The following is a 15,735-nucleotide window of genomic DNA, read 5'->3' as shown; positions in this document are numbered from 1 at the left end:
GCTCTGCTCCTCAAGGCTGGTCTTGATGGCATCCGAGAACTCGGTGGGCACCTGGTCGATGGAGGTCACTTCCTCGGGAGCGGTGAACACGTCGGTGCACTTGATGATATGAATGCCGTAGCTGGAGGTGACCAGACCACTCACCTGGTCCTTCTCAAGGCCGTCGAGCGCGGTCTGATACTCGTCGACAAAGCTGGTCATCTTGTCCCAGCCCACGTTGCCGCCGTCCTCGGCGCTACCGGTGTCCTTGGAGTATTCCTTGGCGGCCTCGGCAAAATCAAGTTCGCCGGCGTTGATCTTGTCCAGAACCTCCTGCGCGGTAGCCTCATCGTCGGAGGCGAACAGGATATGGCTGGACTTCTTGGCGCCGTCGTATGCGCTGGCATACATCTGCGCGTACTGCAGCATGTCCTCATCGGAAGGCTCGGTCACGGTGGCGACCTTCTCCTTGAGACCGTCCTCCAGAATGCTCAGCTCAAGCGTGCTGCGATAGCTGGCCTCGGTCATACCTACGGACTTAAGCGCCTCGTCCCACTCCTCATCGGAGTTGTAGTAGCTGCGCATGGTCTCAATCTGGGAGTTCACGTCGTCAGTGTTGACGGTCACGCCGTTTTCCTCGGCGGCCTGACGCAGAAGCTGCTGGCTGGCGTAGTAATCGATGACCTGGCTGCGGATATCATCCACGGTGTAGTCGTTGTCAACGAGCCACTGACCCCAATCGTTGTCATTCTCGAGCGCACCCTGGGTGCGGAAATTCTGGATGTAGGTGGTCACGACCTTCTCGCCGATTTCGGTGCCGTTGACGGTAGCGGCCACACCTTCGGACGTGTCGTAGATGTCCACGCTTTCGTCCGACGCGTCGGCCGTGTTGCCGCCGCACGAGACGAGAGCGGTGCCGCATGCGGCCGCCAGGGCCACCGCGCATGCAAACTTAGCGATTGCGGAACGCTTCATAATTCGTTTACCCTCCGAACTCAATTCGGGCAAGCCCGCGTTCATCGCAGCGCACGCCTCTACGGAAGACGCCGCGCATGGGGCGATGGATGCGGGTCGTGCGCGTGGTGCACGAAACCCATATACCTTGACGCTTATTCTCGCACAGTGATTTTTTCGGAGAAAACCGCTTCATAATACACTCATAGAGCGCCCATGAAATACGTATTGAAGCATACGAAAAACGCCGACCCGAAGGCCGGCGTTATCCATACGATTCTTAGGCAAAAGCCGAAGCGCGTTATTTCTTGTTGGCCTTGCGGCGGTCGGTCGCGCTCAGCAGGCGCTTGCGCAGGCGGATGCTCTGCGGAGTGACCTCCACCAGCTCGTCGTCCTCGATGTACTCGAGCGCCTCCTCCAACGTGAAGGTGATGGGCGGCGTGAGCTGGATGGCCTTGTCGGCGGTGGAGGAGCGCTGGTTGCCCAGGTTCTTGGTCTTCTCCACGTTGACCACCATGTCGCCTTCCTTGGCGGACTCGCCCACGATCATGCCCTCGTAGCACTCGTCGCCGGGCTTCACAAACAGGCGGCCGCGCTCCTGCAGCGTGTCCAAGGCGTACGCCACAGCCTTGCCGGTGGACATGGCGATCATGGAGCCGTTCTTGCGACCGGGCATTTCGCCGGAGAAGGGACCGTACTCGCGGAAGCGGTGGAATAGGACGGCCTCGCCGTGCGTCGCGTTGAGGATGCGGGTCTTGAGGCCCATGGTGCCACGCGAAGGAATCTTGAAGGTGAGGTGCGTCACGCTGTCGTCGGACGCCATGTCCTCCATGATGCCGCCGGCGTTGCCCATGACCTCGATGGCCTTGCCCGCGTAATCGTTGGGCACGTCCACCGTGGCCTCCTCGATGGGCTCGAGCTTGTTGCCATGCTCGTCCACCTTGTACACCACCTGGGGGCGGCCCACCTGGAACTCAAAGCCCTCGCGGCGCATGCTCTCCATCAGCACGGACAGATGAAGCACACCGCGGCCAGCCACCTCGACGCCGGATTTATCCTCGGTCTCGTTGATGCGCATGGAGATATTGGCCTCCTTCTCGCGCATCAGACGCTCCTTGAGCTGGCGGGCGCCCACGATGTCGCCCTCGCGACCCACGATGGGGCTGGTGGACGCCTCGAACACGACCGACATGGTGGGCTCTTCCACGGCGATAGGCGGCATGGACACAGGGTTCTCGGGGTCGGTGATCACGTCGCCGATGTCGGCGTCCTCGATGCCGATGACCGCGATGATGTCGCCGGCATGGGCCTCGGTCACTTCGTCCTTGCCCAGGTTCTCGAACGTATACACCTTGCGAACCTGCGCGGTGCGCTGCGTGCCGTCGGGGCGAACTACCAGCACCTGCTCCTTCTCGTGCATGGTGCCGCTGTGCAGACGGCCCACGCCGATGCGGCCCTCGTAGCTGCTGTGGTCGATGGTGCACACCTGCATCGCCACCGGACCGTCGGGGTCAACATCGGGAGCGGGAATCTCTTTGAGGATGGTGTCCAGCAACGGGATCATGTCCATGTTGTCGTCGTTGTAATCGTAACGAGCGTAGCCGTTCACGGCAGAGGCATACACGACGGGGAAGTCCAGCTGCTCGTCGGATGCGCCCAGCTCGACCATCAGGTCGAACACCTTGTCGATGGCGCCTTCGGGGTCGGCGTTGGGGCGGTCGATCTTGTTCACGACCACCACGATGCGCAGGCCGCACGCCAGCGCGTGGGACAGCACAAAGCGGGTCTGGGGCTTGGGGCCCTCATAGGCGTCAACGATCAGCAGCGCGCCATCGGCCATGTTGAGCACGCGCTCAACCTCGCCGCCGAAATCGGCATGGCCGGGCGTATCGATGATGTTAATCTTGGTGTCCTTGTAAGTGATGGAGCAGTTCTTGGACAGAATGGTGATGCCGCGCTCGCGCTCCTGGTCATTGCTGTCCATGACGCGCTCCTCAACCTGCTGGTTGGCACGGAACACGTGCGTCGACCACAGCAGACGGTCGACCAGCGTGGTTTTGCCGTGGTCGACGTGCGCGATGATGGCAACATTGCGAAGGTTCTCTTGCTTCATGCTTTCCTTGCTTCCTCTAAATGCGTGTGAATTCAAGCCGGCTCGCAGGCATGCGGCGGCCCTCCTGAGTGCAACCAGCAGATTTTAGCAGTTCAGGGTTAAATATCGGAGGAATATGAGGTTACTTTGCGCGTTCCACATAAAGGAGCGGCGGATGGATAGGTTATCCGATGCGATGGGGCCCGAAGCGCCCAGCGTTATTCTTCGTCCTCGGCTTCGTCATCTTCGTCGTCATCGCCCTCGAGCGCACGACGCTGCACGTCGATCTCTTTGATGTGGTCTTTGATGGTACCCAGGCTTTGCATGGCGCCGATCATCTTCACGATACCGAAAATCAGCATAGCGCCCGCGATACCCGCCATCCATACGACGCGCCTCATAAGAATAGCCAGGAACAGGCCGAACACCGCCATCGCCATGGCCTTGCGACGTTCGTCGATGAGGTAGTCGCGCTGCGCCACCAGCTGAGTGCGGGCGGCGGTGAGGCCGGCGAGCTTGGCCTCCTTCGATGTCCATGTAGCGCCGTTCGAACGCGCATGCCCGTGAGAAGAGGAAGAGCCTTTGTTGCCTTTTCCGCTGGTCAGGAAATCGTATGCATCTTGCAGGCGCTTGAATTGCTCAGTGGCGCGGTCAGCAAGCTTCTTATTGTTGGCGAAGCGGTCGGGGTGCAGAATTTGCACGCACTCCTTATAAGCCACCTTGATGTCCTTCATGGTGGCGTCCTCGTCCAGACCCAGTATGTTGAGCGCCTCCGTGCGATTCACGTGAACCTCCATGAGCAAAACGTTTCAGTTGATGCCAGATTATAGCAAGGTACGAAAGCCAAAAGACCGCCGGGCCGACGAACCATCGCGAGATTCGATGCACCGTTCGCATAAAAAAATTGCAGGCTCATTTCTGAACCTGCAACATCATTCGTGGTGGAGCATAGGGGGATCGAACCCCTGACCTCAGGCTTGCAAAGCCCGCGCTCTCCCAGCTGAGCTAATGCCCCATATGGGTGCCTTTTCGCGTTCCGACCGTCGCAGATATAATAAACGCTCCACCGGCTCGTGGCTCACGGTGGAGCGTTTATTCGCGGAAAAGTGGTGGGCCTGACAAGATTCGAACTTGTGACCTCACGATTATCAGTCGTGCGCTCTAACCAACTGAGCTACAGGCCCGCGAAAAAGTGCTTGGCTATTATAATCCCATCGTTTCCAACGATGCAAGAACTATTTTTGAGAATTTTTCAGCCGCCCCGGAAGCTCCCTCTTTTCGAGGTGGGGCTTGATGGTATCCCGTCATTTTGACGTTAAATTTGCCTTCTTCGGGGGATTTTGGCGTCAAAATGACGGGATATGTCGAGTGGCGGGCTTAATAGGCCCGTCGAATGACGAGTCCAACAGGCCCACTGCAAAGCGAAGCGCGCCCCGCGAAAAAGGAAGTGCCACCTCGAAAGGCGGCACTTCCTGATGAGTTGCGTATATTGCGACAACCGCTGCGACGGCTACGCGACGGACCATCCGTCGCAAACTCGCGCGCTACTCGTCGCGCTCGTCGTCGGCGAACCCGTCTACTTCCTCATCTTCGAATTCATCGACAGGGACATCCACGAGCTCATCCTGGTCCGAATCGGCCTCAGCGACCAGCGTCTCGCCCTCGTCGATGGACTTGTCGTCCTTATCCTTAGAGCTCTCGGTGGCAATGGCAACAGCGCACACTTTGTCACCCTCAGCCACATTCATCACGTGCACGCCCTGCGTAGAGCGACCCAGCTGGCTGATATCTTCGACAGGGGTGCGGATGACCACGCCCTCCTCGGAGATGATCATCAGCTCATCGCCGGGCTCGACCACCTTCATGCCAGTGAGCAGGCCCTTCTTCTGGGTCATCGTGATGGTGAACACGCCCTGGCCGCCGCGATGGTGTGTAGGATACTCGCTCATCGGGGTGCGCTTGCCATAGCCCTTCTCGGTGATCACGAAGAGCTCCGTACCGGGGCGCGCGATTTCCATACCAAGAACGTTCACACCGGCGGGCACGGTCATACCGCGGACGCCCATGGTGTCGCGGCCCATCGCACGCGTCTCAGACTCTTCCCACATGATGGCCTTGCCTGCGCTGGACACCATCACAACCTTCTCGCCGGGCTTCACGCGGCGCACGGCAATCAGGCTGTCGCCTTCCTTGAGGTTGATGGCGATCAATCCATCGCGGCGCGAGCGGTCGTACAGACTCATGGAGGTCTTCTTCACCATGCCCTGCTCGGTGCCGAACATCAGGTACTCGTCCTCGGGGAAGTCCTTTGTGGCGATGATGGCGCTGATGGTCTCGTCTTTCTCGAGCGGCAGCAGGTTCACGATGGCGGTGCCGCGCGCGTGACGGCTGGCCTCGGGCAGCTCGTACACCTTCAGGCGATACACCTTGCCGCGCGTGCTGAAGAACAGCATGTAGCTATGCGTGGAAGCCACGAACAGGTGCTCAACGAAGTCGTTGTCCTTCAGGTTCACGCCCTGCATGCCCTTGCCGCCGCGCTTCTGCTGGCGGTAGGTATCGACCGGCAGACGCTTGACGTAACCCGCCTTGGTCACCGTGACCACCATGTCCTCCTCGGCGATGAGGTCCTCGACGTCGAGGTCCTTGGCCTGGCCGGAGATGCGGGTGCGGCGCGGGGTGTTGTACTTCTGCTTGATCTCCTGCAGCTCCTCCTTGATGACTTGGCGCAGCAGCTCGGGGTCGGCAAGGATGCGCTTGTAGTAGTCGATCTTCTCTTTGAGCTCGGCCAGCTCTTCCTCGATCTTGTGGCGCTCCAAACCGGTCAGGCGGCGCAGGCGCATCTCGAGGATAGCGGAGGTCTGCGCTTCGGAAAGTCCGAAGCGCTCCATCAACTTGGCGGCCGCCTCTTTGTCGGTCTGGGAGCCGCGAATGATGGCGATAACCTCATCGATGTGGTCAAGGGCGATGAGCAGGCCCTCCAGGATATGAGCGCGTTCCTCGGCCTTGCGCAGGTCGAAGCGCGTGCGGCGAGTCACCACGTCTTCCTGATGCTTGATGTAATGGAACAGCATCTCCTTGAGCGAGAGCGTATGCGGCACGCCGTCCACCAGGGCCAGCATGTTCACACCCCAGCCCACCTGGAGCTGCGTGTGCTTGTAGAGCTTGTTGAGCACCACCTGCGGAATGGCGTTCTGCTTGAGCTCGATGATGATGTCCACCGGGCTGTTGCGGTCGGCGCCGTCGTGCACGTTGGAAATCTCGGGCAGCTTCTTCTCGCGGATGAGCTCGCCCAGCTTGGTCATCAGGTTGGTGCGGTTGACCTGGTAGGGGATCTCGGTCACCACGATGGAGCTCTTGCCGTTCTTGCCCTCCTCGACTTTGCATTTGGCGCGGATGGTCAGGCTGCCGCGACCGGTCTCGTAGGCGTCAAGGATGCCCTTGCGGCCCATGATGATGCCGCCGGTAGGGAAGTCCGGGCCGGGGAGCACGGTCATGAGTTCCTCGGTGGTCGCATCGGGGTTGTCCAGCATCATGCAGACGGCGTCGATGGTCTCGCCCAGGTTGTGCGGCGGGATGTTGGTAGCCATGCCCACGGCGATGCCGTTGGAGCCGTTCACCAGCAGATTGGGGAAACGCGCGGGCAGAACCTCGGGCTCCTGCAGGCTCTCGTCGTAGTTGGGGCGCCAGTCGACCGTCTCTTTTTCCAGATCGCGCAGCAGCTCCATGGCAGGTTTGGCCAGACGGGCCTCGGTGTAACGCATGGCGGCGGCGCTGTCGCCGTCGATGCTGCCGAAGTTGCCGTGGCCGTCCACCAGAGGCACGCGCATGGAGAAATCCTGCGCCAGGCGCACCATGGTGTCGTACACCGCGGAGTCGCCGTGTGGGTGGTACTTGCCGATCACGTCGCCCACGGTACGGGCGGACTTGCTATGGGGACGGCTGGGCGTGATGCCGCTGTCGTACATCGCGTACAGGATGCGGCGATGCACGGGCTTCAAGCCGTCGCGCACATCGGGCAACGCGCGCGACATGATGACGCTCATCGAGTACTCGAGGAACGAGGTGCGCATCTCGCGGCCCAGTTCGGCGGACTGAATGCCGGCCGCGCCAGTCTCCGCCGCTTCAATAGTGGTGTTATCAGCCACGATACTCCAATCTTCCTACATCGAAGGCAACCATGCAGGTTGCCTAAAAGTCAGCGAGCATGGGGTCGGGAAGGGGTTCCACGCGCAGTTCCGCACGAGCCGAACAGCACCCAATGTGCTGTTCGTGCGAGCAGGACTGTTTGAGCATGGAGCCCCTTCCCGACCCCATGCTCGCGTCTAACTCGCAAGTCTTCCTAGATATCCAGGAAGCGCACGTCGCGGGCGTGGCGCTGGATGAACTCCTTGCGGGGCTCAACCTGGTCGCCCATGAGCTCGGACACCGCCAGCTCGGCAGCCGCGGCGTCTTCGATGCTCACCTGCAGCAACGTGCGCGTTTCGGGCTCCATGGTGGTTTCCCACAGCTGCTCGGGGTCCATCTCGCCCAGACCCTTGTAACGCTGCATGTCGTACTTGTCGGCGTCGTCGCCAAGCTCGGCCATAAGCTTGTCTTTGGCCTCGTCGTTGAACAGGTACTTCAGAATCTTGCCGCTCTTGGAGTTCTTCTTCTTCAGACCGTACAGCGGCGGCTGCGCGATGTAGATGTAGCCGCGGTTGATCAGGTCGGGCATATAGCGGTAGAAGAACGTCAGCAGCAGGCAGCGGATATGCGCGCCGTCGACATCAGCATCGGTCATGATGATGATGCGATGGTAGCGGGCCGCGTCGCCGTTGTAGTCGTCGCCGATGTTGGTGCCGATAGCGGTGATCAGGCTGGAGATGGTATCGCTGGACAAGGCGCGGTGCAGACCGGCGCGTTCCACGTTCAGGATCTTGCCGCGCAGAGGCAGGATAGCCTGATACTTGCGGTCGCGCGCCTGCTTGGCCGAACCGCCTGCAGAATCGCCCTCTACGATGAAGATTTCGGAGAGCGCGGGATCCTTGCTGGAGCAGTCGGCCAGCTTGCCCGGCATGCTGAAGCTGTCGAGCACGCCCTTGCGGCGGGTCATCTCGCGGGCCTTGCGCGCGGCCTCGCGGGCCTTGAGCGCCTGGGTCGCCTTGCCGATGATGCGTTTGGCGGGAGCGGGGTTTTCCTCGAGGTATTCGGAAAGGCTCTTGGTGACCGCGCTTTGCACCAGACCGCGAATCTCGGTGTTGCCCAGCTTGGTCTTGGTCTGGCCCTCGAACTGCGGGTCGTGCAGCTTCACGCTGATGACGGCCGCCAAGCCCTCGCGCGTGTCGTCGCCGGAAAGGTTGTTGTCCTTCTCCTTGAGAATGCCGTGCGCGCGGGCGTATTCGTTGATGGTGCGGGTGAGCGCGTTCTTGAAACCGTCCAGATGCGTGCCGCCCTCGTGCGTATTGATGTTGTTGGCGAACGCCATCACGCCGCTGGAGGAATAGCTGGACGACCACTGCATGGCCACCTCGACCGTGCCGTCATCGCTCTCGGCCTCGAAATAGATGGGCGTATTGAGCGTCTCCTTGCCCTGGTTGAGGTATGTCACGAAGTCGACGATGCCGCCGGCGTACTGGAACGCCTCGGTCCTGGACTTGCCCTCGTCGTCGAGCTGACGCTCGTCGGTCAGCTGGATATGCAGGCCCTTGTTGAGGAACGCCATCTCGCGGAAGCGATTGGCAAGCGTGTCGTAGTCGTACTCGGTGGTGTCGGTAAAGATCTCGGGGTCGGGCCAGAACGTGGTTTTGGTGCCCGTGCCCTGGGCGTTGCCGATGCGCTCGAGCTTTTCCACGGTCTTGCCGCGTTCGAACGCGATGGCATACAGACTGCCGTCGCGCTTGACCTCGACCTCCATGCGGGTGGAAAGCGCGTTCACGCAGGACACGCCCACGCCGTGCAGGCCGCCGGACACCTTGTAGCCCTCGCCGCCGAACTTGCCGCCGGCGTGCAGGATGGTCAGAACCACCTCGACCGTGGGGATTTTCTCTTTAGGATGCTCGTCCACAGGAATGCCGCGGCCGTTGTCGGCGACCGTGATGGAGTTGTCCTCGTGGATGGTCACGTCAATCTTGGTGCAGAATCCCGCCAACGCCTCGTCGACGGAGTTATCCACGACCTCGTACACCAGATGGTGCAGGCCGCGCGGACCCGTGGATCCGATGTACATGCCGGGGCGCTTGCGGACGGCCTCCAGGCCTTCGAGCACCTGGATGTCCGAACCGTCGTAGTGGCCGGGTTTTTTCTCAGACACGTACTACCCCCTTCTTTTACTCGACCGGCGCGCGCCGGCATGGGTTTTCACGTGAAACACCGCGCATGCCCACCCGAATTCGCCCTTGTTGGCGGCCGGCTGAGCAGCGAGATTTCAGGGTGCCGAAACACCCGGATAATCGCTTTTCATAGAGCGGTTTTGCGCGCGTCTGCGCGAACTTTCTAATTATACCAGAGACAAGGGGTTTCATACGCGCCCTCAACGCGTATCTCACAAGCCTCCATAAGCCGCATAAGCGGCGTTTTTAATCGTTTTCGCTATCTTCGTCGGATTTGCGCTCAAGGCCTGAAATCATCGCTTTTAAAAGCGCCTCGCGCATGCGAACGTCCTCGATGGCCTCGGCACGCTCCCGAAGGTCTTCCAGCTCCTCAGGCGGGAGAGGGCGCCGCGGAGGCGTAGGCGGCAGATAATCGGGCGTTTTTTCGCGATACGGATGGTTCTCTTTATACGACCCGTGCGATATGAGGATGCGGAACTCGGAAATATCCTCGCCGAAGCGCTCGAGCAGCTTGAGTTTGATCATCTCGCGGCGGGCGTTGAGCTCGGCTGCGAAGATGCTTTCGTCCACATACACGATGAGAATCTTGCGCTGGGCATCGCCTTCGCCCTCGCGAATGATGTACACGGAATTCGTATGGTCCAGGAATGCCTGCGCATTGGGACGGCAGCAGATTTCCACCACGCTCTTCCACATCTGCTTCACCTTGTTGGCGCGGGCGGCCTTGGCAGCCAGCACGTCGCTTTCAGCCGCCTGGCGAAGCGACCGACCCAAGGCCGCCGAAAACGGCGTCATATTATTGGACATGCTACACCTCCCGTCCCAGGTCAATCACGCGAGCGCGCTGCATGATGTCGTCCTCGAAAAACGCGGTCTCGGTGGTGGTGATGAACGTCTGGATGTCCTGGCGCAGCAGGCTCACCAGCGCATGGCGACGCGCGGCGTCGAGCTCGCTCATCACATCGTCCAAAAGCAGCACGGGGCTCACGCCCGCCAGCTCGCGCACCAGACCCACCTCGGCGATTTTCCAGGCCAGCACCAGCGAACGCTGCTGCCCCTGCGAGGCATACATGCCCGCGTTGCGCCCGTCGATGAAGAACTCCACGCGGTCGGCATGGGGCCCCACGCAGGCGCGTTTGCGCGCAGCCTCCTCCGCGCGACGGGCAGCCAGGGCGGCATTGAACGCCTCGGTCGCCTGCTCTTTGTCGTATTCGAGCATCATGGGCGCCCACGAGGCGGCCTGTTTGACCGACTCGTCCTCCCATGAAGGCACGTACCCCATCTCAACCTTTTCCTCGCCCTGCGTGATGGAGGCGTACGCCCGGGCGATACGCGCGGCGAGGTTGCGGAACAGCGCGGATCGATACAGATACAGCTGCACCGCGGGCGCGCACATCATATCGTCGACGCTCATCAGCAGCAGCGGGTCGGCGCCGTCGCGCAAAAGCGCGTTCTTATGGCGCACGATACGCTCGTAATCGCGCTTCAGGATGCGGTGGCTGCGCGAAAGCTGGCAACCAAGGAGGTCCAACGCCGCGCGGCGATGCGTCTGCGCGCCCTTGACCAACACCAGGTCATCGGGCGAAAACGTAACGGAAGGAAGCACGCCCTGCATATCCTGCACGGTCTTGCGCTTGCCGTTGAGCAGGCAGCTCCTGTGCCCCGGTTGCAGCACGTGCCGCACGTCCAGGTCGCGCGCGTCGGACAAAAGATGCGCGCGAAGCGTCGCCTGTTCGGCGCCCCAGCGGATGAGCTCCCTCGATTTGGCACCGCGAAACGACCCGAATGCGGTCAAAAGCTGGATGCCCTCGACCGCATTGGTCTTTCCTGACGCGTTGGGCCCCACGAATACCGTGAGGTCGCCCACGTCGTCCAATTCGAAATGCTCATAGCTTCTGAAGTCGTCGAACCGAAGCGAACGGATGCGCAGGTCCGACGATGCGCGCTCTTCCCCCACGGCAAGGCCCTGCTAGATGCGCACCGGCATAACCAGATAGAGGAAGTTCTCGCCCTCGGCCGACTTGAAGATGCCGGGCTTGAGCGACGACTGCGTTTCCAGGAACACCTGCGAGGTGCCCACCGAGGTGAGGCCGTCCAGCACGTACTGGTGGTTGAACGCGATCAGCGCGTTGTCGCCCGCGACCTCGCACGGCAGAATCTCCTCGGCGCGGCCCACGTCCTGCGACACGCTGGTCACGATGGCGTTCTTCGCGTCCTTGTTGATATCGAACTTGACCGGTTCGGTGGGGCTGCTGATCAGGCTCACGCGACGCACCGCGGTGATCAGGTCGGACGTGGTGAAGCACGTCTTGGTGACGTAAGTGTCGGGAATCAGCTGGCGATAGTTGGGGAAGTTGCCCTCGATGCGGCGGTTGATAAGCACCATTTTCTGGAACTCGAACACCACCTGGTTCTCGGACAGGCCGATCTCGATGGAGTCGGCCAGGGCGGGCAGGCTCGCAACCTCCTGGAGGAACGCGCCGGACACGATGGCCTCAAAGCCTTCCTCGACGCCCGGGGCCGCCACGTCGCAGATGGCCAGACGATACGAGTCGGTAGCCACCATGCGCAGGCCCGATTCCGTGGTGGAGATAAGCACGCCGGTCATGACAATACGGCTCTGATCCTTGGAAACCACCTTGGCCACGCGCTTGACCATCTTGCAGAACTCCGAGAACGGCACCATGATGCGGTTCTTCACGTCCACATTGGGAAACGCGGGGAAATCCTCGGGGTCGAGCGTCTTGAGTACATATGACGCGGAATCGCAGGAAACCGACACGGTGCCGTCGTCCTCGTTGGTCTTGAACTCGACCGCGGCATCGGGCAGGTTCTTCACGATATCCAAAAGCAGTTTCTCGGGAATGACGGTTTCGCCCGGCTCTTCGACCAACGCCATGACGTCGTAGCGGATGGAGCGCTCGAGGTCGGTGGTCTGCATGGTGAGGCCGGCTCCCTCTGCCTTGATATAGACGCCCGAGAGTACGGGAAGGACAGAGCGGGTCGATGCTCCCTTCGCTACGATAGTCAGGGCATTGAGGAGCTCGCTCTTGTTGATGTTGAATCTCATCTTTGTATTCCCTTCCTCTTTTAATTTAAATTAATTGAATAGTAGTAATAATAAGCGCGGTGGAAAAGGTGAAAACTATGCATCGTCCCAAGCCAGCGCGCGGCTTTCATGACTGAAGGCATAAGGGAAAACCTGTTACGGTTTCCACCGGATTTTTGAAGGCTCTCAACTTTCCACCGCTTTCGACCGTTTTTCCCTTAGTTTTCCCGAATGTTTTTGATGATGATCTCAAGCTCCTCCTGAAGCTCGCGACTCTCGCGCAGGCGGTCTTCGATCTTCTCGACCGAGTACATGACCGTGGAGTGGTCGCGGTTGAACTTCTTGCCGATGTCGTTGTAGGGGATGTCCAGCATCTGGCGGCACAAATAAATCGCCACCTGACGCGCATACATGATATTGCGCGAGCGCTTGGACCCCACGAGGTCGGCGTGGCTTACCTTGTAGAACTGCTCGACCTCCTTCTGGATGGCGCTTACCGAGAGGCGGCGCGTCATGCCTGATGAGAAGTGGTTTTCAAGCAGAAGCTTCACGTCGGCCAGCGTGATGTCGGGGTTGTTGAAGTACGTGATCTGCGAAATCACCTTGGTCACGGCGCTTTTGAGCTCGCGCACGTTGGAGCTGGAGATCTCGGCTATATACATTTGTATATCTTCGGGCACGTAGAAGTCGTAGCTGTCTTCGGCGCGCTTGTATTCCTCGATGAAGCCTTTGATGATGCCCAGCTTGGTTTCCACCTCGGGCGGCTGGATGTCAAAGGTGCCGCCGGAATTGAAACGGCTCTTGTAGCGTTCGTCGATGTCGATCATCTTGGGCGCGCGGTCGGCGGAAAGCACCACCTGGCGCCCCTGGGCGGTGAGCTTGTTGAACAGCTGGAACACGATATCCACCGTGGCGCTTTTGCCCTGGAAGTATTGGACGTCGTCGATGAGGAGCACGTCGGCGTCCAGATAGCGCTTCTGGAAGTTTTGGTAGCTGTCTTTATTCTTGTCGTGCGCCGCCACGGCCGAGGTGTAGTCGGAGAGGAATTCCGACGAGTCGATGTACACCACGTGCATGGACGGGTTGGTCTCAAGGACGTAGTTTTGAATGGCGCGCAGCAGATGCGTCTTGCCGAGCCCCGATTTTCCATAGATGAACAGGGGGTTCAGGTTGGGCTTTCCCGGCGCTTCCGCCACGGCTACGGCCATGGAGTAGGCAAGACGGTTGGAGTCGCCGATGACGAAGTTCTCGAACGTGAGGGATGAGGCCAGGCCCGCGTCGTCGCTGGGGCGGCGGGTTCCCTGGGGCTCTTCGTCTCTTCTTGACGGCCGCTCGTCGCGCGGGCGATCATTTCGGGGTTCCTCGTGCGGCGCCACGTGGGTTTTGGTGTGGTCGGTGGGCGAAGCGGTGCGCGCGGGGGGTTCCACCGTGGTGGCGGGCGCAGCAGGCTCGGGGTGGTCGGCGGCCGGCGTTGCCGCGGGCGCGGCCGGTGCCGGCGCGGGAGCCGGAGCGGCGGGTGCCGCGGTGGGGTCCACTTCGATTTCAACCAGGTAATCGATGCCGAACAGGTCGAGCAGCGCCTGCTGGATGGCGGTCATGAAGCGCTTTTCCACCTGCATCTTGATGAATTCGGTGTCGGCGGTCACGATGAGGAAGCCGTCCGAGATGGCCTGGGGCGTCAGGCGGCCAAAGAAGGCATCGACCTGCACGGGGTTCACGCTGTCGTACCCCTTGACCTGCGCAATCACGCGCTGCCATGTATCGTAAAGATTGTTCGAATCCATAAGCGTTCCGAATCTCCCTTAATGCCGCAGGGCAATTATAGTAGCCCTCGGCCGTCTTGGCGTCTCATCTGCGGCGCTTCTACGCCTTTTCCTCGTTCTGTTCGCATGCCGCTTCGTCATGCGGTGTCGGGCTGTGTTCCGGCGCCGACTTTTCGAATCGCCCGGTTTCCCGGGCGGCTTTTGGCCTGCTCGTGTTCCGGCAAGTGTGCGAGCGCCTGCCCTTCTTGTTAAAACAGCTGGTCAGCAACTTGGCTGCCGAAATCGGTCAGCACGCGCACCTTTCCCACCGTCTCCACGATGCCGTGCTCCTCCAGCTTGCCCAGGATGCGGTGCACCGTCGAGGGGCTGAGCCCCAGTTCGTCCTTGATGTCCGTCACACGCAGGGTGTGCTCCTGCATGAACAGGTACAGCACGTCCTTCTCGCGGTCGGTGAGCGCGGGGATGATGACGCCGCGCTTCTTCTGCGAGATGGGCCGGCGGTCTTCCTCTTCCGGGGAGATGCTGATGGTGACCACGGCGCCCGTTTTGAGGTTGTCCTCGATGGTTATGCGGCCGTGTTTAAACGAGAGATACTCTTTGACCAGGGGCAACCCAGATCCGACGCCACGGATGTAGCGTTTCATGGGTTCGGTCGCCGACGAGAAGCCCGGCATCTGGGCCTTCTCCTTCTGCGGGATGCCCGGGCCCTGGTCGGAGAATCTAATGGTGTTGCCGTGGTCCAGGATAGACACGATGATCTCGCGGAACTGAGCATGAATGAAGTTCTCGCTGACCTCGCGGATAGCGGTGTACGGAATGGTGCCGCCCGCCTGCTGGGCCTGGGTGTAGATGGTGGACGCCAACGCCTCGATGAATTCCGCCGTGGTGTTGGGCGGAATCTCGGTGATGCGCGGCGCGCTCATAAGGTCGTCGTAGCATGCGATGCGCGCGGAAGTGAGTGCACGCGCATAATCGGCGCTGAGCGTGGCGTCTTGTTCCGGGGCGTCTTGTGGTGTGTTTGATGTGTGTTCCAACGCTTTTCCCAAGTTTTCTGGTTTTTCCAATATGGTTTTTTCTGCCGGAAAAAGGAAAAAATCTTTTCCCGAATGGATTCCTCAATTCTATAGGTGCAGCGCGACTTTTCCAAGAACTTTTCAACCAAACGTGGAAAATTTCATAGCAATCCACCGCGTGTTTTCCGAGTTTTCCACTTTTTATTCAAGGAATGTGGAAAACAGCGGAAACACCGGAAAGAAAAAGCGGAAAACTTGAAAATCTGGGTTGACATATAGGAAAAACTGGAAAACAAAAGCGAAAAAACGAGGGTTTGTACGCTTTTCCCGCATTTGGATCCATGTTGCCGGATATTCGGACGGAAAAACATGAAGCAATAGGAAAACACCAGGTCAAAAGCTATTTATAAGATTGACCAGCCTTTTTGATTCCCTTATTTTCCAAAGGAAATTCCAGCCTGAAAAACGTTTTCCGGAAGTTTTTCCACCGAAAAACACGCGTACATACTGGGTTTTCCTCTTTTTCCACAATCTCAACCGGGTGGAGCCTCTGAATAACCCCGCTTTAGTTCTAAAT

The 15,735-nt window shown here is 59.9% G+C and carries 10 protein-coding genes and 2 tRNA genes; all 12 read right to left on the bottom strand.

Annotated features, from left to right (window positions below; all coding sequences use genetic code 11):
* On the bottom strand, window positions 1-954 hold a 954-nt coding region (locus tag Q0J60_RS10040), incomplete at its 3' end, for a peptidylprolyl isomerase (RefSeq protein ID WP_294441160.1).
* 280 nt (window positions 955-1,234) lie between these two features.
* Window positions 1,235-3,046, bottom strand: coding sequence for a translational GTPase TypA (gene typA / locus Q0J60_RS10035; RefSeq protein WP_294441158.1), 1,812 nt, complete (start codon window positions 3,044-3,046; stop codon window positions 1,235-1,237).
* Between the two features lie 197 nt (window positions 3,047-3,243).
* On the bottom strand, window positions 3,244-3,810 hold the full coding sequence (locus Q0J60_RS10030; RefSeq protein ID WP_294441154.1) for a DnaJ domain-containing protein: 567 nt from the start codon (window positions 3,808-3,810) through the stop codon (window positions 3,244-3,246).
* A 154-nt stretch (window positions 3,811-3,964) separates the two neighbouring features.
* A tRNA-Ala gene (locus Q0J60_RS10025) sits at window positions 3,965-4,040 on the bottom strand.
* 92 nt (window positions 4,041-4,132) lie between these two features.
* Window positions 4,133-4,209, bottom strand: a tRNA-Ile gene (locus Q0J60_RS10020).
* 360 nt (window positions 4,210-4,569) lie between these two features.
* Complete coding sequence (gyrA, locus tag Q0J60_RS10015) at window positions 4,570-7,170, bottom strand: DNA gyrase subunit A (RefSeq protein ID WP_294441153.1); 2,601 nt, start codon at window positions 7,168-7,170, stop codon at window positions 4,570-4,572.
* Window positions 7,171-7,364: 194 nt separating this feature from the next.
* Window positions 7,365-9,314 (bottom strand): DNA topoisomerase (ATP-hydrolyzing) subunit B, encoded by a 1,950-nt coding sequence (gene gyrB / locus Q0J60_RS10010; RefSeq protein ID WP_294441151.1) that lies wholly within the window; start codon window positions 9,312-9,314, stop codon window positions 7,365-7,367.
* A gap of 265 nt (window positions 9,315-9,579) precedes the next feature.
* Window positions 9,580-10,140: a DUF721 domain-containing protein gene (locus tag Q0J60_RS10005; RefSeq protein ID WP_294441144.1), complete on the bottom strand. Its 561-nt coding sequence runs from the start codon at window positions 10,138-10,140 to the stop codon at window positions 9,580-9,582.
* Window position 10,141: 1 nt separating this feature from the next.
* Window positions 10,142-11,290, bottom strand: a complete 1,149-nt coding sequence (locus Q0J60_RS10000) for a DNA replication/repair protein RecF (RefSeq protein WP_294441141.1) — start codon at window positions 11,288-11,290, stop codon at window positions 10,142-10,144.
* 12 nt (window positions 11,291-11,302) lie between these two features.
* Window positions 11,303-12,403 carry a DNA polymerase III subunit beta gene (gene dnaN / locus Q0J60_RS09995; RefSeq protein ID WP_294441139.1) on the bottom strand — a complete coding sequence of 367 codons (1,101 nt, stop codon included), beginning with the start codon at window positions 12,401-12,403 and terminating at the stop codon, window positions 11,303-11,305.
* A 197-nt stretch (window positions 12,404-12,600) separates the two neighbouring features.
* Window positions 12,601-14,166: a chromosomal replication initiator protein DnaA gene (dnaA, locus tag Q0J60_RS09990; RefSeq protein WP_294441137.1), complete on the bottom strand. Its 1,566-nt coding sequence runs from the start codon at window positions 14,164-14,166 to the stop codon at window positions 12,601-12,603.
* Window positions 14,167-14,393: 227 nt separating this feature from the next.
* Window positions 14,394-15,179 (bottom strand): helix-turn-helix domain-containing protein, encoded by a 786-nt coding sequence (locus Q0J60_RS09985; RefSeq protein WP_294441135.1) that lies wholly within the window; start codon window positions 15,177-15,179, stop codon window positions 14,394-14,396.
* Window positions 15,180-15,735: the final 556 nt, after the last annotated feature.

It is taken from the genome of uncultured Slackia sp. (assembly GCF_944321625.1).
Classification (GTDB): domain Bacteria; phylum Actinomycetota; class Coriobacteriia; order Coriobacteriales; family Eggerthellaceae; genus Slackia.
The sequence above is the reverse complement of the archived record's forward strand: the minus strand, read 5'-3'. Positions and strand labels throughout refer to the sequence as shown.

What these genes read in the sequence shown, in the direction of transcription:
- typA (WP_294441158.1), bottom strand. Translation starts at nt 3,046, where the DNA reads ATGAAGCAAGAGAACCTTCGCAATGTTGCCATCATCGCGCACGTCGAC.
- Q0J60_RS10005 (WP_294441144.1), bottom strand. Translation starts at nt 10,140, where the DNA reads ATGTCCAATAATATGACGCCGTTTTCGGCGGCCTTGGGTCGGTCGCTT.
- dnaN (WP_294441139.1), bottom strand. Translation starts at nt 12,403, where the DNA reads ATGAGATTCAACATCAACAAGAGCGAGCTCCTCAATGCCCTGACTATC.
- dnaA (WP_294441137.1), bottom strand. Translation starts at nt 14,166, where the DNA reads ATGGATTCGAACAATCTTTACGATACATGGCAGCGCGTGATTGCGCAG.